Consider the following 18,444-nt stretch of genomic DNA (forward strand, 5'->3'; position numbering starts at 1 on the left):
CTCAACGGCCAAGCGGGCATGGCGATATGTCCTCACTCAGGGTGTCCACGCCCTGGTTCGACGAGACCGGCGGCGAGAGTTCCTGGCTCCCGGGGCTTACTACCCCGGTGACAGTGGCGGGACCGCGCCGGATTCGCACCGGCTTCCTCTTCTGCCGCCGTACATGGCTCGGGCAGTCCACCACGGGCCCGGAAGGGCCGTCAACTTGCTGTTGACCTGCGCGGGGAGAGTGTGCAGAACCCCACATCGGCCCGGTCCCACGGCGCGCGGAGCATGACTCGGCCCTGCCTGCGGCCGCCGATGTGGGCGACCGCAGGCAGGGCCGGGTGAGGAACCTGTACGGCTCAGGCCACGATCTACGCCTCAGGCCACGATCAGGGAGATCCCGTAGGCCACCGCCGCCGCGCACGCCGCGAAGCAGGCGTACGCGCCCGTCACCGCGAGAGCGGCCGAGCCGCCCTCTGCGGTGGCGCGTTCCTGGCGGGACAGGCCCATGACGCCCAGGGTGAACAGGGTGACGAGGCCCACGGTGACCGCGAGGCTGACACCGAAGACGGAGCCCAGGGCTGCCCAGTCGATCTTCATGCTGGTTCTCTTCCTTCGTACCGGGTGCGTGGGCTCAGACGGCCGCGGCCGGGGGAGCGGCCGGCTCGGTGGGCGCGGTCGCCGGGGACGGGATCGTGGCCGTCAGGTCCTCGGCCACCGTGCCCGTCGGAGGCGGGGTCACCGCCGCGATCGCCGTGGTGATCACGCCCGGGGACTCCTCGGGCTCGTTGACGTTGGACGCGTCGACGACCTCACGTCGCGAGATCTTCCAGATCGCCGCGCTGGACGCCACCAGGAAGACGGCCACGACCGCCGTGCCCCAGTCGCCCAGGTTCGTGACCGACTCGGCCAGCGCGCCCACCAGCGCCGCCGCCGGCAGCGTCAGGCCCCACGCCACGAACATGCGGGTCGCCGTCGACCAGCGGACCACGCCGCCCTTGCGGCCCAGACCCGCGCCCATCACCGCGCCGGAGACCGAGTGGGTGGTGGAGAGGGAGAAGCCGAGGTGGGAGGAGGCCAGGATGACCGTGGCCGCGCTGGTCTGGGCGGCGAAGCCCTGCTGCGGCTGAAGGTCGGTCAGGCCCTTGCCCATGGTGCGGATGATGCGCCAGCCGCCGAGGTAGGTGCCGAGCGCGATGGCCAGGCCCGCGGAGAGGATGACCCAGACCGGCGGGTCGGAGTCGGGGGCCACGGCGCCGCCGGCGACCAGGGCGAGGGTGATGATGCCCATCGTCTTCTGCGCGTCGTTGGTGCCGTGGGCGAGGGAGACCAGGCCGGCCGAGGCGATCTGGCCGGCCCGGTAGCCCTTCTCGGCGGCCTTGCCGTCGGCCTTCTTGCCGAGGGTGTAGGAGAGGCGGGTCGCGAGCATCGCGGCGACGCCCGCGACGATGGGCGCCGCGATCGCCGGGATGAGGACCTTGGTGACCAGCGCGTCGCCGTGCACCGCGTCGAAGCCGGCCGAGGCGATGGTGGCGCCGATCAGACCGCCCATGAGGGCGTGGGAGGAGCTGGAGGGCAGGCCCACCAGCCAGGTCAGCAGGTTCCAGAGGATCGCGCCGACCAACGCGGCGAAGATGACCTCGGGACGGATGCCGGTCTCGTCGACGAGACCCTTGGAGATCGTGTTGGCGACCTCCACGGAGAGGAAAGCGCCCACCAGGTTGAGCGCGGCGGACATGGCCACCGCGACCTTGGGCTTGAGTGCACCGGTCGAGATGGTCGTGGCCATCGCGTTGGCGGTGTCATGAAAACCGTTCGTGAAATCAAACGCGAGTGCGGTTACCACCACAATCGCGAGGATCAGCGAGAAGTTTTCCATTTACCCAGGCAATCGTTCGAAGTCATCGGTCGGTTGACCGTAGGAAACCTGAGTGAACGGAAGATGAACTGAGGGGGGCTTCGGGGTGTCCGATGTCGGGGTGACTGTGCGGTCCGTACGGCTACTCGCCGCCCGCGAGCCGCTCCGGCCGGGTCGCGCAGCCGTTGAAGAGATTCTGGTCACCCGGCAGGATCGGGGCATGGCTGAGCAGCGGCGCGACGGGCGGGGGTCCCGGGACGCGCGGGACGGTATGTGGAGTGCGGCCCAGGCGCGGGCCTGGGAGGCGCTCGTGACGACGGCCCGCCGCACGGTGAGCGACGGCCTGGTCGTCGGCACCTCCGGCAACGTCTCCGTGCGCGTCGGCGACACCGTGCTGGTCACCCCGTCGGGCGTGCCCTACGACCGGCTCACCCCGGACGATGTGACGGGCGTCGACCTCACCGGTCGGCAGGTGCTCGGCGCCCTGGCCCCGACGAGCGAACTGCCCATGCACCTCGCCGTCTACCACACCACCGACGCCGGTGCGGTCGTCCACACCCACGCCGTGCACGCCACGGCCGTCTCCACCCTCGTCGGCGAGCTTCCCCTCGTCCACTACATGGCGGCCGCGCTCGGCGGCGCCGTCCGGGTCGCCCCCTATGCGACCTACGGCACCGAGGCGTTGGCCGACAACATGCTCGCGGCCCTCGCCGACCGCACCGGCTGCCTCCTGCAGAACCACGGCACCCTCACCTACGGCGCCACCCTCGACCAGGCCTACGACCGCACGGCCCAGCTGGAGTGGATGTGCCGGCTGTGGCTGACGGCCTCTTCGCTGCCCGGCCGCAGTCCCACCCTCCTGACGGAGGAACAGGTCGCGGAGGCGGGGGAGCGGCTGCGGGCGTACGGGCAGCGGCCTTGGTCCCGTCGGGGGTGAGCTCCACTGGCCGGTCGCGACGATGGCCAGGAGACTGGACGGGTGCGCACTGTCAAAGCGACGGCCGCCGCCGTCACCGCAGCCCTGGCCGCCGGCGCCGCCAGTGTTGCCGTCGGCCGGTTCGCCAGCGACGCCGCGCTGAAGGCGCCGCCCGGCCGGCCCCTGCCCACCGAACCCCGGCTCACGGTGCACCGCACGGCCGCCGGCCAGATCACCCTCACCCGCGACCTGGCCGCCCTGCGCCCCGGCACCCACGGGCTCTCCGGCAACGGCTCCCACGCGGTCGTCGGCGCCGTCCTGCCCACCGCCGCGCACTCCGCCGACACCGTCGTACGCCGCCTGGAACGCGTCACCCACGGCACGCTGAACCCCGGCGACGCGGTCTGGCTCACCCCGAATCTGTACGTCGGCGACCCCGGCAGCGCCCTCGGCCTCGACCACGCCGACATCGACGTCCCCGGCGAACTGGGCAGCCTGCCCGCCTGGTTCGTCCCCGGCGCCCGGCGCACCTGGGTGATCGCCGTGCACGGCCTGGGCACCACCCGGGAACACGCCCTGAACGTCATGGGTTTCCTGCACCGCCGCCGCTTCCCCGTGCTCGCCCTCGCCTACCGCGGCGACCTCGGCGCACCCCGCTCCCCGGACGGGCTGAATCACCTCGGCGCGACCGAGTGGCGCGACCTGGACGCGGCGATGCGGTACGCCGTGCGCTACGGCGCCGAACGCGTCGTCCTGCTCGGCTGGTCCACCGGCGCCACCATGGCCCTGCGCGCCGCCGCCGACTCGGGGCTGCGCGACCTCGTCTCGGGGCTCGTGCTGGACTCACCGGTCCTGGACTGGCGGACGACCCTGCGCGCCCTCGCCGCCGCCCGGCACACCCCCGGCCCGCTGCTGCCGCTCGCCGTCCGCGCCGCCGAGGGCCGCACCGGACTGCGCGGCGGCCCCGGCGACGACGGCGACGCGGCCGCCGACCCGGCCCGGCTGACGGTCCCGACCCTGATCGTGCACGGTCCCGACGACACCGTCGCCCCCTGGGTCGCCTCCCGCCGCCTCGCCGCGCGCCGGCCCGACCTCGTGGCCCTGCACACCGTCCCGCAGGCCTCGCACGGCGCCATGTGGAATGTCGCCCCCGCCGCCTACGAGGAGGCCCTGCGCCGCTTCCTCACCCCCCTCATGTGAGCCCGTGGCAGAGCCGCCCGGACCGGTCGCGACCGTTCCGTTTAAGCCCGTACCACTGGCCTGAACACGTCTCCCCACCCTTCGCGGGACCCCGTGCGTTGGCCAGTCCCGTAGCCCGCCGTGACATTCCGTTTGGGTTTTCGGACCGTCAACCGGAAGACTGCACCCGTGACGTCCCGTATCCCGCGCGACTCCAGGCTTCGACTCGTCCGCCCGCGACCCCTGGCCGCCGCCCCCTCAGCTGTGAACGAGCGGCGCCCGCGCCGCCCTGCACCCCGCCCGCCGGAGGGCACCCCGGCCCCCGCGGAGCTGGCCAGAATGGCGCGCTCCGGACTGGCCGCCGCGGCCCGCGTCGCCCGCTGGGCCGACAACGCCCTCGGACCCGGCCGAGACGCCGCGACCACCGACGGCAAGGCCACCCTCTCCGACGTGACCGCCGAACGGGCGGCCAGCGATCTGGGACTGACCACGGACCGGATCCGCGCCGACTGGGACACCGCCCGCCTCGCCGGCCTCGTCGAGGTGCACGGCGACAGCGCCCGCCCCGGCTGGCGGCTGCGCGCCTGGGACCGCGACGACAGCGCCGTCCTGCGCGGCTGGGTCGCCCTGTTCGACGCCTGGTCGCTCGCCTCCCCGGAACCCGAGGAGCAGGAGGCCGCCGCCGTCGCCGAGGTCGTCTCGGCCATGCCGCAGGTGCTCTCCTTCCTCCAGCTGTCCGCCGGGCCCGTCCCCGTGGAGCAGCTCCTGGACCTGCTGCGCCAGCGCGTCACCGAACTGCGCACCGAGCGCTGCGAGGTCCCCTACGGCGCCGGCTCCGAACCCGCGACGCCCCTCGCTCCGGTCCCCTCCGCCGAGGCCGACCCGGCGGAGCCCGCGCAGGACGCCGAACTCGCCCCGCTCCTCGACTGGGCCCTGCACGCCCTCGCCTCCGTCGGCGCCCTCACCTACGGCGCCGGACAGGCCACGCTCACCCCGCTGGGCAGCTGGGCGGTCTGGGTCAAGCTGGAGCAGATCTGCGTCGCCGCGCAGAGCCCGGCCGGGAACATCGAGCAGTCGGCCGAGGGCATGCTCCGCGGCTGCGCCCAGCTCCGCCCGAACGCGGCCCGCGCCGAGTACCGCGCCTGGCTCGCCGCCCGGACCGTCGGCAGCGCCGTCACCGAGCTGCTGCTCGCCGCCCGCGGGGACGACGCCCTGCTGCGCGGCCTCGCCTTCGAGGCGCTGCGCGTCGTCGGCGCCCCCGCAGAGCCCGACGTCCGCGCGGTCGTCGACGAGTCGGCGCTGCGGCCGTACGCGCTGCTGTGGCTCGCCGAGCACGACGGAATCGACCCGGAGGACGCCCACGAGGTGCTCACCCGGGAGGAGGCCACCTGGCTGTGGGTCGACACCGCCGCGGCGGTCGCCGACCACGGCGAGGCGCCGATGCTCGTACGCCACCTGGAGTCCGCGCTGCAGCCGACCGTGCCCGCTCTGCTGACCGAGGTGCGGGCCGTGGGACACCCGCGCACCGTGCAGGTGCTGGTGGCGCTCGCCGCCGCGCACCCCGACCCGGCGCTGGCCAAGGCCGTCCGCCGGGCCGCCTTCCAGGTGCACACCGGGGGCAGCTGAGCCCCCGGCCCCGGGCCCGGTCCCGAAGCGCCTCTCAGCCCTGTATCTCGGGCGCGTACGTGCCGAAGCTCCAGAGGTTGCCCTCGATGTCCCGGGCCAGGTAGTCCCGGGAGCCGTAGTCCTGGTCCGTCGGGGGCATCAGGATCTCCGCACCGTGCTCCACGGCCCGCCGGTGGTGTGCGTCCACGTCGTCCACCACGACGTACACCCCCGCCGGGCCCGCGCCCTTCATCGCCGTGTCGAAGACGCCGCCGCGGCCCTTCGAGCCGAGCATCACCGCGCCGTTGCCCTGCACCAGCTCGGCGTGCATCACCGTGCCGTCCTCCCCCTCGTACACGGACAGCTCCGTGAACCCCAGGGCTTCCGTGAGCTGGCGGATCGCGGCCTTCGCGTCGGCGTACAACACCGTCGGACAGATGCTCGGGCGCCCGCTGTTCGTGCCTGCCATACCGATCACTCCCTTGTGATCTCTGCCGGAGATGCCATGCGCGGTCAAGTCTCGCAGCGACCACTGACAACGGCCCTCGGCGAGGGTCCGGGCACGGATCGAACACCCGAACGCAGAAAAAGTGCTTGCACGATCCCGTTAGACTGGCCCCATGGCCATTCTCCTCGCGCATTAGACGGCGGGAACGTCCTCAGCCGCCCATCCCGCCAACGACCCCGCACTGGAGTCTGTCCGTGATCTCCGCCTCCGGCATCGAGCTGCGCGCCGGTGCCCGCATCCTCATCGAGAACGCCTCCTTCCGCGTAGCCAAGGGCGACCGCATCGGCCTGGTCGGGCGCAACGGCGCCGGCAAGACCACGCTGACCAAGGTCCTGGCCGGTGAGGGCATCCCGGCCGGCGGCCAGGTCACCCGCTCCGGCGAGGTCGGCTACCTCCCGCAGGACCCCCGCACCGGCGACCTCGACGTCCTCGCCCGCGACCGCATCCTCTCCGCGCGCGGCCTGGACACGCTGATCCGCAAGATGCGCGAGAACGAACAGCGGATCGCCAATGGCTCCGGCGCCACCCGTGACAAGGCGATGCGCCAGTACGAGCGCCAGGAGACGGAGTTCCTCACCAAGGGCGGGTACGCCGCCGAGGCCGAGGCCGCGACCATCGCCGCCGCGCTCAACCTGCCCGACCGGGTGCTCGGCCAGCCCCTGCACACGCTCTCCGGCGGTCAGCGTCGCCGTGTCGAACTGGCCCGCATCCTGTTCTCCGACGCGGACACCCTGCTGCTCGACGAGCCGACGAACCACCTCGACGCCGACTCGATCGTCTGGCTGCGGGACTACCTCAAGACCTACCGCGGCGGCTTCATCGTCATCAGCCACGACGTCGACCTGGTCGAGACGGTCGTCAACAAGGTGTTCTACCTGGACGCCAACCGCTCCCAGATCGACGTCTACAACATGGGCTGGAAGCTGTACCAGCAGCAGCGCGAGGCCGACGAGAAGCGCCGCAAGCGCGAGCGGCAGAACGCCGAGAAGAAAGCCCAGGCGCTGCACTCGCAGGCCGACAAGATGCGCGCCAAGGCCACCAAGACGGTCGCCGCGCAGAACATGGCCAAGCGCGCCGACCGGCTGCTCGCCGGCCTGGAGGCGGTCCGTGTCTCCGACAAGGTCGCCAAGCTCCGTTTCCCGGAGCCCGCGCCCTGCGGCAAGACCCCGCTGATGGCCGAGGGCCTGTCGAAGTCGTACGGCTCGCTGGAGATCTTCACCGACGTCGACCTGGCCATCGACAAGGGCTCCCGGGTCGTCATCCTCGGCCTCAACGGCGCCGGCAAGACGACCCTGCTGCGGCTGCTGGGCGGGGTGGAGACGCCCGACACCGGCGAGGTCGTCCCCGGGCACGGACTCAAGCTCGGCTACTACGCCCAGGAGCACGAGACCCTCGACCCCGAGCGCTCGGTCCTTCAGAACATGCGCTCCGCGGCCCCCGACCTGGACCTCGTCGAGGTCCGCAAGGTGCTGGGCTCGTTCCTGTTCTCCGGTGACGACGTCGACAAGCCGGCCGGTGTCCTGTCCGGCGGCGAGAAGACCCGGCTGGCCCTGGCCACCCTCGTGGTCTCCTCGGCCAACGTGCTGCTGCTCGACGAGCCCACCAACAACCTCGACCCGGCCAGCCGCGAGGAGATCCTCGGCGCGCTGCGTACCTACAAGGGCGCGGTCGTCCTCGTCACGCACGACGAGGGCGCCGTGGAGGCGCTGCAGCCCGAGCGGATCATCCTGCTGCCCGACGGCGTCGAGGACCTGTGGGGCTCCGACTACGCGGATCTGGTCGCTCTGGCCTGATCGAGAGCGTGATCCACGGAACCCGATGAGCCTCTGGATCATTCCTCTGGATCATTCGGCCTACCGGTGATCCATCATCTGTGTGAGATCTCCTCGTATCGAGGTGTGTCCTACACGGATTTCGCGGCCGATCCCTTTGTCGACAAGGGGTCGGCCGTCGCGCGTCCCTGACCTGCTGCTTCGCGCAACAACCCGTTCGGCCCCACGAACGCCATCGGGTGGAATAACGGATTCCACTTGTGGGGACGCGCTCCTGTCGTCAAAACCCTCACCCACGGACCTTGCCGAATGGGTGGCCATCGCGCCTCGGAGGGGTGATCATGAGGAGACCAGAGCGCACTTCCCATGAGGAGGCACGGGTGGCCGAGACTCTGAAGAAGGGCAGCCGGGTGACCGGCGCCGCGCGCGACAAGCTCGCGGCAGACCTGAAGAAGAAGTACGACTCCGGTGCGAGCATCCGGGCGCTGGCCGAGGAGACCGGCCGCTCGTATGGCTTCGTGCACCGGATGCTCAGCGAGTCGGGCGTCACGCTCCGTGGGCGTGGCGGGGCGACACGAGGCAAGAAGGCCGCCTCGTCCTGACCCCGGGCGGCCCACCGGCTTCGATGGTGGCCACCCGGTCGGTCCTTCGATCGGCCGGGTGGTTACTGTGCAGTCACTTAGCTGACCGCTAGCTGACCGCACTCATCGGAGGCGCCCCATGGCCACGCCCGACCAGGAACTCGTTCCCCTGCTCGACAAGGACGGCGTACGGCTCACCGTCGACGACGCGCTCGCCACGGTGACGCTGGTCAATCCGGCCAAGCGCAATGCGCAGAGCCCCGCGATGTGGCGGGCGCTCGCCGAGGCCGGGCGACTGGTGCCGGGCTCCGTCCGCGTGGTCGTGCTGCGCGGCGAGGGCAAGTCCTTCTCCGCGGGGCTCGACCGGCAGATGTTCACGCCCGAGGGGATCGAGGGCGAGCGGTCCTTCATCGATCTCGCGCGCAGCGGCGACACCGAACTCGACGCCGCCATCGCCGGGTTCCAGGAGGGCTTCACCTGGTGGCGACGCAACGACCTCGTGTCCATCGCCGCCGTCCAGGGCCACGCCATCGGCGCGGGCTTCCAGCTGGCCCTCGCGTGTGACCTGCGCGTCGTCGCCGACGACGTGCAGTTCGCCATGCGGGAGACCAGCCTGGGCCTGGTACCTGACCTGACGGGCACGCATCCCCTCGTCTCGCTCGTCGGCTACGGCCGCGCGGCCGAGATCTGCCTGACGGGCCGGTTCGTGCACGCCGACGAAGCGGTGAGCTCCGGCCTCGCCAACCTCGCCGTGCCCGCCGGGGACCTCGACACGGCGACCCGTGAGCTGGCCGCGGCGATCCTGGCCGCCCCCCGCGAGGCCGTCATCGAGACCAAGGCCCTGCTGCGCGGCGCCGGCGAACGCACCTACGACGAACAGCGCGCTGCCGAGCGCGCCGCCCAGTCCCGCCGTCTGCGGGACATGGCCGGCCTGGGCGAATGAGCGGCGCCGCGACGGGCGTCCGTCACTCCACCGCCGTGACCACGACGGTCACCGTCGGGTGATCCCGTAGGGCCCGCGCCACCGCCCCGCGCACCTCCCGGGCCACTTCCAGGACCTGGTGGTTCGCGCTCACCGCGATCTCCACGCGCGCGTGGCGGTGCGGCAGGGCGGTCGCGTGCGGCAGCTCCTCGACGCGTACCGCCCGGCCGAGGACGTCGGCCATCCGGGTCACCCCTGCCACGGACAGGGTGGCGGCGGTCGCCCGTGCCTCGTCGCCGTGCTGGGTCCTGCCGACGGGCGACGGCTCGGGAGCGGGCCGTACCGCCTCCGGACCCGGGGCCTCGTCCAGCAGGGCCGTCACCCGCAGGTCCACCTCCGCCACCACCAGGCCGAGACGTTCCGTCGCGGCCGCCGCCAGGGCCGTGCGCAGGCGGGCGGCCTGCGCCGGCAGCGGCTCGGTCGAGGAGGCGGCGAACTCCGCGGTCACCCGCAGCGGTCCGGGCGGCAGCGCGCTCGGCGGGGGCGGTACGGCGGGCTCGTACAACCCCGTCGGGTCCACCGCCGCGATCCGCAGCGCGCCCAACCGCACGCCCGCCACGCCGCCCACCGCCCGGCGCAGCACCGTGCGGGCCGCGTCCTCCGCGATCCACGCCCCGTCGCGCGGCCCACCCAGGGGGAGCAGTCTTCCGAGTCCCAGCTGGTGCCGCACCGCACTCGTCCACCCGTCCGTCATTCCTCCAGCCTGCCGCATTCCTGGCGCGCTGTCGGGCAACCGCGCTTACGGTGGTCGAGGGGACGACAGAACCGGACGTAAGGACGTACGGCGATGACCGAGACCGAGACAACGGAGCAGAACCGGACGCAGACCCCTGACAGCGGCGCCGACCCGCTGCAGACCCGCAAGGTCTCCGCCAGGCGTGGCGGCGGGGACCCGGCGACCCGCGGGCGGACCACCATCGCCGACGGAGTCGTGGAGAAGATCGCAGGCCTGGCGACACGGGACGTCGTCGGCGTGCACGCGATGGGCAGCGGCCTGAGCCGCACCTTCGGCGCCGTACGGGACCGCGTGCCCGGCGGGGCGAAGTCCGTGACGCGCGGGGTCAAGGCCGAGGTCGGCGAGGTGCAGACCGCTCTCGACCTGGAGATCGTCGTCGACTACGGCGTGTCGATCACCGAGGTCTCGCGGGACGTGCGCGAGAACGTGATCGCGGCCGTGGAGCGGATGACAGGACTGGAGGTCGTCGAGGTCAACATCGCGGTGAGCGACGTGAAACTGCCCGAAGAAGAGGAAGAGGAGCCGGAGCCCCGGATCCAGTGAGGTGGCAGTGAGGACTGCCGAAGGGAGCGCACCTTGAGCATGGCCGTGGTCGGCATGATCGCCGGCATGGCGCTGGGCTTCGCCGGATACTTCGGCGGGTTCGGGGCCTTCGTGCTGGTGGCGGCACTGGGCGCCATCGGCTTCGTCGTCGGCAGGTTCCTGGAAGGGGACCTGGAACTCGGCGACTTCTTCCGCACCCGCACCCGTGACGACCGGCGCCGGTGACGAGGGCGATGACGACGGCGACGGCGACGGCGACGGCGAACGAGGGGAGCGACGCCCCGGACGGACGGTCGGCGGCCGTTCCCCCCGGCCTGCGCGGCGCGACCCGGATCGCCGACCGGGTCGTGGCGAAGATCGCCGCCCAGGCCGCCCGCGAGGCGGTGGGCCCCCTGCCCGCGGACGCCGGACGCCCGCACGCCACCGTCCTCGTCCACCATGACGCCGCGCACGTGAGAGTCCATCTGGAGCTCGACTACCCGACCGACATCGGGGCCCGCTGTCATGAGGTGCGTCGTCATGTCACCGAGCGGGTAGGCGCGTTGGTGGGAATGGAGGTTCCGGAGGTCGCCGTCCAGGTGGAACGGCTGCACCTGACGTCGGCCCCCGGCGTGGCACACGGGAGGACGCGATGAGCGAGCCCGCAGGCTTGCAGGGCACTGTGCCCGTTCTGGAGAAGCCCCCGCAGGACACCGACCCGGGAGCGGGCGGTGACCCAGGCCTCGCCAACCACCGGTTCTGGTCGGCGCGCCGCGTCCCCGCCGCCGTAGTCGCGGTGCTCCTGCTGGTCGTCGCGGGCGCCTTCCTCTACGACGTCGCCGCCGTCCGCGCCCACCGGCCCGTCATGGCCTGGCGGCGCGAACTCGCCCGGCAGCTCGCCGAACGCCCCCTCGACGACGTCTGGGTGCTGATCGGCGCCGGGGCCGCGGCGGCCCTCGGCCTGTGGCTCGTCGTGCTGGCCGTCACCCCGGGTCTGAGGGACGTCCTGCCGATGACCCGCCCCCGCCCCGACGTCCGCGCCGGCCTGCACCGGGGCACGGCCGCCCTGGTGCTGCGCGACCGGGCCATGGAGATCGCCGGCGTGCAGTCGGCCCGGGTGCGCGTCGGCCGCCGAAGGGCCGACGTCCGCGTGGTCTCCCACTTCCGCGACCTGGACGAGGTGCACTCCGACCTGGAGGCCGTCCTCACCGACGCGGTCCGCGGCCTGGGCCTGACCCGGCCGCCCGCGCTCTCGGTCCATGTACGGCGGCCCGGGAAGAAGGGGTGAAGACGATGCTCGGCACCGTCAACCGTGTGCTTTTCGGCGTCATCGGGCTGGTGCTGCTCGCCGTCGGCGGCGCGGTCCTGGCCGTGGGCCTGGGCGCCCCGCCGCCGTCCTGGTGGCTGCACCAAGGCCCCCACGACAGCCTCCTCACCACCGCCGAACGCACCCGCTGGCGCGACGAGACCTGGTGGTGGCCGACGGTCATCGCGGTCCTCGCCCTTCTCGTGCTGCTCGCTCTGTGGTGGCTGACCGCCGTCCTGCGCCGCCGCCGGCTCGGCGAGGTCCTTCTCGACACGGGCGACGGCGCGGGCGCCCTGCTGCGGGGCCGCGCCCTGGAGGGCGTACTCGCGGGCGAGGCGGGCCGGATGGACGGCGTCGCCCACGCCCACGTCCGGCTCACGGGCCGGAGGGAGGCTCCCGAGGCACACGTACGGCTGCTCCTGGAGCCGCATGTCGACCCGGCGACGACCCTGGACCACCTGACGACCCAGGCCCTGACCCACGCGAAGAACTCGGCGGCACTGAAGGCACTGCCGGCCGAGGTACGCATGAAGGCAGCCGAACACAAGGCAGAAAGGGTCAGTTGACGCTCTGCGACGAGACGCTCAGAAGCCGTGCCGCATCCCGCCGTCGACAGGCACCATGATGCCGGTCAGATAGGAGGCAGCGGGGGACAGGAGAAACGCCGCCGTTCTCCCGAACTCCTCCGGCAGGCCGTACCGCCGCAACGGGATCCGGGACTCGTTGGCCGCCCGAGTGGCCTCGGGGTCGGCCGACAGTCCGTCCAGCTCGCGCACGCGATCCGTGTCGATCCGCGCCGGCAGCAGCCCGACCACGCGGATCCCCCGAGGCCCCAGCTCGTCGGCGAGCGACTTCGCGAACCCGGCCAGCCCCGGCCGCAGCCCGTTGGAGATCGTCAGCCCGGGAATCGGCTCGTGCACCGATCCCGACAGCACGAACCCGATGACACCGCCCGCCTCCAGCTCGGCGGCAGCCGTCCGCGCGAGCCGGACCGCCCCCAGGAACACCGACTCGAACGCGGCCTGCCACTGCTCGTCGGTGTTGTCCGCGACGAACCCGGGCGGCGGACCGCCTACGCTCACCAGCACCCCGTCGAACCCGCCGAAGGCCTCCCGCGCCGCGGCGATCAGCCGGGCCGCCGCCCCGGCGTCGGCGTTGTCCACGGCGACACCGACGGCGTTCGCCCCCAACTCGGCCGCGGCGTCGGCGACCCGCTTGTCGTCCCGCCCGGTCAGCACGACCTTCGCGCCGTCCGCGACGAGCTCACGCGCGGCGGCGTTGCCCAGGCCCCGCGTGGCCCCGGTGACGACGTACACCCGGTCCTTCAGTCCAAGATCCATGGCCCCTATCCTGCCCCCTCGCCGTCGTACAGGGCGAGGGCGGTGTTCACCAGGCCGATGTGACTGAACGCCTGCGGGAAGTTGCCCAGATGCCGGCCGGCCACCGGGTCGTACTCCTCCGCCAGCAGCCCCACGTCGTTGGCCAGGCCGACGAGCCGTTCGAACAGCTCCCGCGCCTCCTGCGTACGGCCCGTCATGTGCAGGGCGTCCGCGAGCCAGAACGAGCAGGCCAGGAAGGTGCCCTCGTCACCCGGCAGACCGTCGACGGGCGCGCCGTCGGTGCTGTAGCGGCGCACCAGGCCGCCGTGCCCGAGTTCGTCGCGGATCGCGTCGACGGTGCCGACCACCCGCGGGTCGTCCGGCGGCAGGAAGCCGACGCGCGGGATGAGCAGCAGCGAGGCGTCCAGGTCGGCCGAGCCGTAGAACTGGGTGAAGGTGTTGCGCCGCGGGTCGTAGCCCTTCTCGCACACCTCGCGGTGCACCTCGTCACGCAGGGCCCGCCAGCCCTCCAGGTCGCCGCGCAGCTTCGGGTACTCCTCCAGCGTGCGGACGGCGCGGTCGGCGGCCACCCACACCATCACCTTGGAGTGCACGAACTGGCGTCGGCCGCCGCGCACCTCCCACAGCCCCTCGTCCGGCTGCCGCCAGTTCTCGACCAGCCACTTCATCAGCGCGCTCTGCAACGACCACATGTGCGGCTTGGGCGACATACCGGAGGTGCGGGCCAGCGACAGCGAGTCCATCACCTCGCCGTAGACGTCCAGTTGCAGCTGGTCGACGGCTCCGTTGCCGATGCGTACGGGCGTGGAGCCGCCGTAGCCGGACAGCCACGGCAGTTCGCTCTCGGGCAGCCGGCGCTCGCCCGCCAGCCCGTACATGATCTGCAGGTCCGCCGGGTCGCCCGCGACGGCGCGCAGCAGCCAGTTGCGCCAGTTCTCGGCCTCCTCCTGGTAGCCGGCCGCCAGCAGGGCGCCGAGGGTGAGGGTGGAGTCGCGCAGCCAGCAGTAGCGGTAGTCCCAGTTGCGCACCCCGCCCAGCTCCTCCGGCAGGGAGGTGGTGAGCGCGGCGACGATGCCGCCGGTGGGGGCGTAGGTGAGGGCCTTCAGGGTGATCAGGGAGCGGACGACGGCGTCCCGGTGGGGTCCCTCGTAGCGGCAGCGGGCGGCCCACTCCTGCCAGTCCTCGACGCTGGTGCGCAGCGCCTCCCACGGGTCGACGAGCGACGGCCGGGACTCGTGCGAGGGGTGCCAGGTCAGCACGAACGCCACCGACTCGCCCTCGGCGACGGTGAACTCCGAGTACGTGCGGAAGTCCTCGCCCCAGGTGCGCACGGCCGGCTCGCTGCGGAACCAGACCGCGTCGGGACCGGCGATCGCCACCCGGTGCCCGTCGACCCGGCGCATCCAGGGCACGACCCAGCCGTAGTCGAAGCGCAGCCGTAGCGTGCTGCGGACGGTGACCCGGCCGCGCAGTCCCTCGACGATGCGGATGACGTCGGGGGCCCGGTCGCGTTGGGGCATCAGGTCGGTGACCCGGATCGCGCCCTCGGCGGTCTCCCACTCGGTGTCCAGGACGAGGGTGTCGGGCCGGTAGGCGCGCCGGGTGCAGGCATCCTTCACTCCCTTGGGGGCGATGCGCCAGTGGCCGTTCTCGTCGCCTCCGAGGAGGCGGGCGAAGCAGGCACCGGAGTCGAACCGGGGCAGGCAGAGCCAGTCGACGGAACCGTCGACGCCGACCAGAGCCGCGGTCTGTTCGTCGCCGATGAGCGCGTAGTCCTCGATACGGGGGTGCACGGGGTGCGGGTTCCCAGCAGACCCGGGGGGCAATCAGGGGTGCGGCCGGGGGGGTGACCCCAGGCTCACCGCGTCGCGCTCTTCAGCCCGGGCCGGTGCCGCGGCACGAGCGTCTCGCACTTGGGGCGGCAACCGCTGGGGGCGTCGACCAGCACCCGCCGGTCGTCGCGCAGCAGCGCGGTGCTCTCGGCGCAGGCCACGGTTCCGTCCGCCGCTACACCGCCGCCGGTTCGGCCTGTTCTTCCGTTTCCTTCGCCGCCGCCTGGGCCCGGTCGCGGGCCTCGCGGCGGGCCTGGACCACCCAGCCGAAGGGGACGCCCGCCGCGAACAGCCACCACTGGATGGCGTACGCGTAGTTCAGGGCCGCGTCCTCCTTGCCGGGCGCCCCGACCAGCTCGGGGCTGTCGCCCTTCGGCTCGGGCGCGGTCTGCGCGATATAGCCGCCGAGCACCTGGGCGCCGAGCCGCTGGGCCTGCTGCTCGCTGTTGATCAGCATGATCTGCCGGTCCGGCAGCCCCTTGAGGTTCTTGATGCCGCTCGCCGCGGTCGTCTCGTCGGGCATCAGCCGCCCGGTGACGGTGGTCCGGCCGCTCGGCGGCGCGGGGACCTTGGGGAACACGGTCTGGCTCGGACCGTCCGCGGGGATCCAGCCCCGGTTGACCAGCAGCACCTTGCCGTCCGTCAGGACGAGCGGCGTGAGGACGTGGAAGCCGACCGTCTCGTCGGCGTTGACCCGGCGCCTGACGACGACCTCGTGCGCGGTGTCGAAGGTGCCCGTGGCGGTCACGCCCCGATACCGCTCGCTGCGGGTGACGGTGTGCCCCGGGGTGGTCAGGCGCTCCACGGGCACCGGATCGGCGCCCAGCGCGTCGGAGACCAACTGGTTGCGCGCGGTGCGCTCGTCGTAGCGGTGCATCTGCCAGAAGCCCAGCCTGATCATCGTGGGGATGAGGAGGAGAGCGACCAGCGTGAGGATCACCCACTGCCGGGACAACAGGAAGCGGTACACCCCACGACCGTACAACTCGGTCGTGGGGCGCATTCGGGCGGGTACCGGAAGGGAGGCCTCCGGGGTCGGCTCACACCTTGTCGACGATCCCCACCCTGCCCTCCGCGCGGGCGCAGTGCGCGCCGCAGAACCAGTGCCCCTCGACCTCGACGCCCTGGCCGATGATCTGGACCCGGCAGTGCTCGCAGATGGGGGCCATACGGTGGATCGCACAGGAGAAGCAGTCGAAGACGTGCACCGCGCCCTGGGCGTGGACCTCGAAGGTCATTCCGTAGTCATTGCCGCAAACTTCGCATCTCGCCATGCGCCACAGGGTGGGCGCTCGTCCCCGGGCGGGCGAGCGGACGGCGGGCGAGTCGCGCGTCAATCACCCGTACGTACGGTCATCCGTCGGCCGGCTCCACGTCCCGCAGGAGTTGCCCGAAGGCGGCCTCGTCCACGACGGGAGTCCCGAACTGCCGGGCCTTGACCACCTTCGACGTGCCGGATTCGGGGTCGTTGGTGACCAGCAGACTGGTCACCCGCGACAGACTCGTGGCGACGTGCAGCCCCGCCTCCGTGGCACGGTCCTCCAGCAGCTCACGCTCGACCGAGGTGTCCCCCGAGAAGGCGACCCGCATGCCCTGCTTGAGCCTTTTGCCGTCCTCGTACCGCCCGGGGTTGGGGTACGGACAGGCGGGCCTCTTGCGGGACGGCCGCCAACTGCCGGGGCGGTAACCGCCGTAGCCGCCGCCCGGGCCGCTCGCCTGCTGTCCGATCCGGGGCGCGGGCCGGTCGGACCACTCCGTCAGCGGCCGGCACTCCAGCAGCGGCAGCCGCACCCCGCCCGCCGCCGCGGCCCGCAGACTCGGCCGGAACGCCTCCGCGAGCACGCGCGCGTCGTCGAGCGCATGGTGCGCCCGCTGCTGGACGACGCCGAAGTGGGCCGCCAGCGACTCCAGCTTGTGGTTGGGCAGCGGCAGCCCCAGCTCCTTGGAGAGCGCGATGGTGCACAGCCGCTGCCGCACCGGCGCCTCGCGCTCCGCGCGCGCGTACTCCCGCGCGATCATCTGCCAGTCGAAGACCGCGTTGTGGGCGACGAGCACCCGCCCGTCGAGCCGGGCCGCGAACTCCTCGGCGACGTCCTGGAAAAGAGGCGCGCCCTGAAGCACCTCGCTCGTCAGACCGTGTATCCACACCGGCCCCGGATCACGCTCCGGGTTGACCAGCGTGTACCAGTGGTCCTCGACCTCGCCGCGCGCGTCCAGCCGGTAGACGGCGGCGGAGATGATCCGGTCGTCCCGGGCCAGGCCCGTGGTCTCCACGTCAACGACCGCGTACCCCTGGGGATACGCGGTCGGCCACTCCGTGGGGGACGGCGCTGTCGTCGTGTGGTCTTCGAGCATGGTCACTGAGGATACGGGCCACCACTGACACCTCGTCGCACCTGCCCCGGGACCAGGGCGCGGGAAGCCCTTCGGCCCGTACGGAAGTTCGCTCCCCATGTGCGCGTGCGTACGACCGCCGGCTGACGGGCGCACAAGTGCGGGGGGCCGAGGCGCGGTTGAGCGGCGACGGCGGGCGGTCGACCGGTCGCGGCGCACGAGCGTCGGTACGAGGCCCATGACGCCCGGGGTGCCATCCTCCCTCCTGTGACGGAACCCACCCACGCCGAGGCCCACGACGCCTCCCTCGGATCCCGGTTGAACTGGCTGCGCGCCGCCGTCCTCGGCGCCAACGACGGCATCGTCTCCACCGCGGGCCTCGTCGTCGGCGTGGCCGGCGCGACGGACGACCGCTCGGCGCTGTTGACGGCCGGCCTCGCCGGCCTGCTCGCCGGGTCGATGTCCATGGCGGCGGGGGAATACGTCTCTGTGTCCACGCAACGGGACTCCGAGAAGGCCGCCCTCGCGCTGGAGCGGCGGGAACTGCGCGAGCAGCCGAAGGCCGAACTGGAGGAGCTGACCGAGCTGCTGGAGGAACGGGGCCTGTCCCGGCAGGTGGCCCGGGAGGCCGCTGTCCAGCTCACGGAACGGGATGCACTGAAGGCCCACGCGCGCGTGGAGCTCGGCATCGACCCCGACGACCTCACCAACCCCTGGCACGCGGCCTGGGCGAGCTTCCTCTCCTTCACCGCCGGCGCCCTGCTTCCTCTCCTGGCCATCGTCCTGCCCCCGCCGGCCTGGCGCCTCCCGGTGACGGTCGGGTCGGTCCTGGTGGCCCTCACCGTCACGGGCTGGGCCAGCGCCCGCCTGGGCTCGGCTCCGCCGGGGCGCGCGGTGCTGCGCAACGTGGGGGGCGGGGCACTGGCGATGGGGGTGACGTACGCGGTGGGGGCTCTGCTGGGGGCGGCGGGGGTGTGAGGTGCTGTTG

General features: G+C 72.7%; 22 protein-coding genes and 1 riboswitch. Of the genes, 12 read left to right on the top strand and 10 right to left on the bottom strand.

What is annotated here, in order from left to right; genetic code table 11:
- Positions 1–53 precede the first annotated feature (53 nt).
- Positions 54–197: riboswitch (cobalamin riboswitch) on the bottom strand.
- Between the two features lie 166 nt (positions 198–363).
- Complete coding sequence (locus ACIBTS_RS19220; RefSeq protein ID WP_319674114.1) at positions 364–585, bottom strand: hypothetical protein; 222 nt, start codon at positions 583–585, stop codon at positions 364–366.
- Between the two features lie 34 nt (positions 586–619).
- Entirely contained in the window at positions 620–1,864 is a 1,245-nt protein-coding gene (locus ACIBTS_RS19225; RefSeq protein ID WP_399320727.1) for an anion permease, read from the bottom strand.
- A 199-nt stretch (positions 1,865–2,063) separates the two neighbouring features.
- Between ACIBTS_RS19225 and ACIBTS_RS19230 the strand changes: the two genes are divergently transcribed.
- The 3 genes from ACIBTS_RS19230 (at position 2,064) to ACIBTS_RS19240 (ending at position 5,564) form a co-directional block, all read left to right on the top strand.
- Positions 2,064–2,780, top strand: coding sequence for a class II aldolase/adducin family protein (locus ACIBTS_RS19230; RefSeq protein ID WP_399320729.1), 717 nt, complete (start codon positions 2,064–2,066; stop codon positions 2,778–2,780).
- A gap of 42 nt (positions 2,781–2,822) precedes the next feature.
- Positions 2,823–3,959 (top strand): alpha/beta hydrolase, encoded by a 1,137-nt coding sequence (locus ACIBTS_RS19235; RefSeq protein ID WP_399320731.1) that lies wholly within the window; start codon positions 2,823–2,825, stop codon positions 3,957–3,959.
- A 168-nt stretch (positions 3,960–4,127) separates the two neighbouring features.
- The gene (locus ACIBTS_RS19240) at positions 4,128–5,564 is read left to right on the top strand and encodes a hypothetical protein (protein ID WP_399320732.1); all 1,437 of its coding nucleotides are present in this window, start codon (positions 4,128–4,130) and stop codon (positions 5,562–5,564) included.
- Positions 5,565–5,598: 34 nt separating this feature from the next.
- Here ACIBTS_RS19240 and ACIBTS_RS19245 read toward each other — a convergent pair whose 3' ends face one another.
- Positions 5,599–6,012, bottom strand: a complete 414-nt coding sequence (locus ACIBTS_RS19245; protein ID WP_319675770.1) for a VOC family protein — start codon at positions 6,010–6,012, stop codon at positions 5,599–5,601.
- Positions 6,013–6,245: 233 nt separating this feature from the next.
- Between ACIBTS_RS19245 and ACIBTS_RS19250 the strand changes: the two genes are divergently transcribed.
- From ACIBTS_RS19250 to ACIBTS_RS19260, 3 genes are all read left to right on the top strand, one after another.
- Complete coding sequence (locus ACIBTS_RS19250; RefSeq protein WP_399320734.1) at positions 6,246–7,844, top strand: ABC-F family ATP-binding cassette domain-containing protein; 1,599 nt, start codon at positions 6,246–6,248, stop codon at positions 7,842–7,844.
- A gap of 359 nt (positions 7,845–8,203) precedes the next feature.
- Positions 8,204–8,425: a helix-turn-helix domain-containing protein gene (locus tag ACIBTS_RS19255; protein WP_004002281.1), complete on the top strand. Its 222-nt coding sequence runs from the start codon at positions 8,204–8,206 to the stop codon at positions 8,423–8,425.
- Between the two features lie 118 nt (positions 8,426–8,543).
- A complete protein-coding gene (locus ACIBTS_RS19260; RefSeq protein ID WP_399320736.1) occupies positions 8,544–9,347 on the top strand; it encodes an enoyl-CoA hydratase/isomerase family protein in 804 nt (267 codons plus the stop codon).
- 22 nt (positions 9,348–9,369) lie between these two features.
- Here the strand turns inward: ACIBTS_RS19260 and ACIBTS_RS19265 are convergent, their stop codons facing one another.
- Positions 9,370–10,080: a nucleopolyhedrovirus P10 family protein gene (locus tag ACIBTS_RS19265; protein ID WP_399320738.1), complete on the bottom strand. Its 711-nt coding sequence runs from the start codon at positions 10,078–10,080 to the stop codon at positions 9,370–9,372.
- Positions 10,081–10,173: 93 nt separating this feature from the next.
- Here ACIBTS_RS19265 and ACIBTS_RS19270 point away from each other — a divergent pair, with 93 nt between their 5' ends.
- Genes ACIBTS_RS19270 through amaP form a run of 5 tightly spaced genes read left to right on the top strand, consistent with a single transcriptional unit; the run spans position 10,174 to position 12,516 of the window.
- Complete coding sequence (locus ACIBTS_RS19270) at positions 10,174–10,665, top strand: Asp23/Gls24 family envelope stress response protein (RefSeq protein ID WP_399320739.1); 492 nt, start codon at positions 10,174–10,176, stop codon at positions 10,663–10,665.
- 33 nt (positions 10,666–10,698) lie between these two features.
- Positions 10,699–10,890 carry a hypothetical protein gene (locus ACIBTS_RS19275; RefSeq protein ID WP_334583591.1) on the top strand — a complete coding sequence of 64 codons (192 nt, stop codon included), beginning with the start codon at positions 10,699–10,701 and terminating at the stop codon, positions 10,888–10,890.
- An 8-nt stretch (positions 10,891–10,898) separates the two neighbouring features.
- A complete protein-coding gene (locus ACIBTS_RS19280) occupies positions 10,899–11,300 on the top strand; it encodes an Asp23/Gls24 family envelope stress response protein (protein ID WP_399320741.1) in 402 nt (133 codons plus the stop codon).
- Positions 11,297–11,932, top strand: a complete 636-nt coding sequence (locus tag ACIBTS_RS19285; RefSeq protein ID WP_399320743.1) for a DUF6286 domain-containing protein — start codon at positions 11,297–11,299, stop codon at positions 11,930–11,932. The genes ACIBTS_RS19280 and ACIBTS_RS19285 overlap by 4 nt, the downstream gene beginning before the upstream one ends.
- 5 nt (positions 11,933–11,937) lie before the next feature.
- Positions 11,938–12,516: an alkaline shock response membrane anchor protein AmaP gene (gene amaP, locus ACIBTS_RS19290; RefSeq protein ID WP_399320811.1), complete on the top strand. Its 579-nt coding sequence runs from the start codon at positions 11,938–11,940 to the stop codon at positions 12,514–12,516.
- Positions 12,517–12,534: 18 nt separating this feature from the next.
- On the opposite strand, the gene ACIBTS_RS19295 is transcribed toward amaP, so the two are convergent.
- The 6 genes from ACIBTS_RS19295 to ACIBTS_RS19320 all read right to left on the bottom strand — a co-directional run bounded on the left by ACIBTS_RS19295 (position 12,535) and on the right by ACIBTS_RS19320 (position 17,477).
- Positions 12,535–13,290: an SDR family oxidoreductase gene (locus ACIBTS_RS19295; RefSeq protein ID WP_319675778.1), complete on the bottom strand. Its 756-nt coding sequence runs from the start codon at positions 13,288–13,290 to the stop codon at positions 12,535–12,537.
- Between the two features lie 5 nt (positions 13,291–13,295).
- Positions 13,296–15,083, bottom strand: coding sequence for a glycoside hydrolase family 15 protein (locus ACIBTS_RS19300; protein WP_399320744.1), 1,788 nt, complete (start codon positions 15,081–15,083; stop codon positions 13,296–13,298).
- 65 nt (positions 15,084–15,148) lie between these two features.
- On the bottom strand, positions 15,149–15,283 hold the full coding sequence (locus ACIBTS_RS19305) for a hypothetical protein (protein ID WP_399320745.1): 135 nt from the start codon (positions 15,281–15,283) through the stop codon (positions 15,149–15,151).
- Positions 15,284–15,297: 14 nt separating this feature from the next.
- Positions 15,298–16,092 carry an SURF1 family protein gene (locus tag ACIBTS_RS19310; RefSeq protein ID WP_399320746.1) on the bottom strand — a complete coding sequence of 265 codons (795 nt, stop codon included), beginning with the start codon at positions 16,090–16,092 and terminating at the stop codon, positions 15,298–15,300.
- A 70-nt stretch (positions 16,093–16,162) separates the two neighbouring features.
- Positions 16,163–16,396: a hypothetical protein gene (locus ACIBTS_RS19315; RefSeq protein ID WP_079665165.1), complete on the bottom strand. Its 234-nt coding sequence runs from the start codon at positions 16,394–16,396 to the stop codon at positions 16,163–16,165.
- A gap of 79 nt (positions 16,397–16,475) precedes the next feature.
- A complete protein-coding gene (locus ACIBTS_RS19320) occupies positions 16,476–17,477 on the bottom strand; it encodes a DEDDh family exonuclease (RefSeq protein ID WP_399320747.1) in 1,002 nt (333 codons plus the stop codon).
- Between the two features lie 246 nt (positions 17,478–17,723).
- Here ACIBTS_RS19320 and ACIBTS_RS19325 point away from each other — a divergent pair, with 246 nt between their 5' ends.
- The gene (locus tag ACIBTS_RS19325) at positions 17,724–18,434 is read left to right on the top strand and encodes a VIT family protein (protein ID WP_399320749.1); all 711 of its coding nucleotides are present in this window, start codon (positions 17,724–17,726) and stop codon (positions 18,432–18,434) included.
- Positions 18,435–18,444: the final 10 nt, after the last annotated feature.

It is taken from the genome of Streptomyces sp. NPDC050121 (genome assembly GCF_044460385.1).
Lineage (GTDB): Bacteria > Actinomycetota > Actinomycetes > Streptomycetales > Streptomycetaceae > Streptomyces > Streptomyces soliscabiei.

Coding starts and splice junctions, on each gene's coding strand:
- amaP (WP_399320811.1), top strand. CDS start 11,938: ATGCTCGGCACCGTCAACCGTGTGCTTTTCGGCGTCATCGGGCTGGTG.
- ACIBTS_RS19265 (WP_399320738.1), bottom strand. CDS start 10,080: ATGACGGACGGGTGGACGAGTGCGGTGCGGCACCAGCTGGGACTCGGA.
- ACIBTS_RS19245 (WP_319675770.1), bottom strand. CDS start 6,012: ATGGCAGGCACGAACAGCGGGCGCCCGAGCATCTGTCCGACGGTGTTG.
- ACIBTS_RS19230 (WP_399320729.1), top strand. CDS start 2,064: ATGGCTGAGCAGCGGCGCGACGGGCGGGGGTCCCGGGACGCGCGGGAC.
- ACIBTS_RS19315 (WP_079665165.1), bottom strand. CDS start 16,396: ATGGCGAGATGCGAAGTTTGCGGCAATGACTACGGAATGACCTTCGAG.
- ACIBTS_RS19225 (WP_399320727.1), bottom strand. CDS start 1,864: ATGGAAAACTTCTCGCTGATCCTCGCGATTGTGGTGGTAACCGCACTC.
- ACIBTS_RS19220 (WP_319674114.1), bottom strand. CDS start 585: ATGAAGATCGACTGGGCAGCCCTGGGCTCCGTCTTCGGTGTCAGCCTC.
- ACIBTS_RS19270 (WP_399320739.1), top strand. CDS start 10,174: ATGACCGAGACCGAGACAACGGAGCAGAACCGGACGCAGACCCCTGAC.
- ACIBTS_RS19280 (WP_399320741.1), top strand. CDS start 10,899: ATGACGACGGCGACGGCGACGGCGACGGCGAACGAGGGGAGCGACGCC.
- ACIBTS_RS19295 (WP_319675778.1), bottom strand. CDS start 13,290: ATGGATCTTGGACTGAAGGACCGGGTGTACGTCGTCACCGGGGCCACG.
- ACIBTS_RS19260 (WP_399320736.1), top strand. CDS start 8,544: ATGGCCACGCCCGACCAGGAACTCGTTCCCCTGCTCGACAAGGACGGC.
- ACIBTS_RS19285 (WP_399320743.1), top strand. CDS start 11,297: ATGAGCGAGCCCGCAGGCTTGCAGGGCACTGTGCCCGTTCTGGAGAAG.
- ACIBTS_RS19320 (WP_399320747.1), bottom strand. CDS start 17,477: ATGCTCGAAGACCACACGACGACAGCGCCGTCCCCCACGGAGTGGCCG.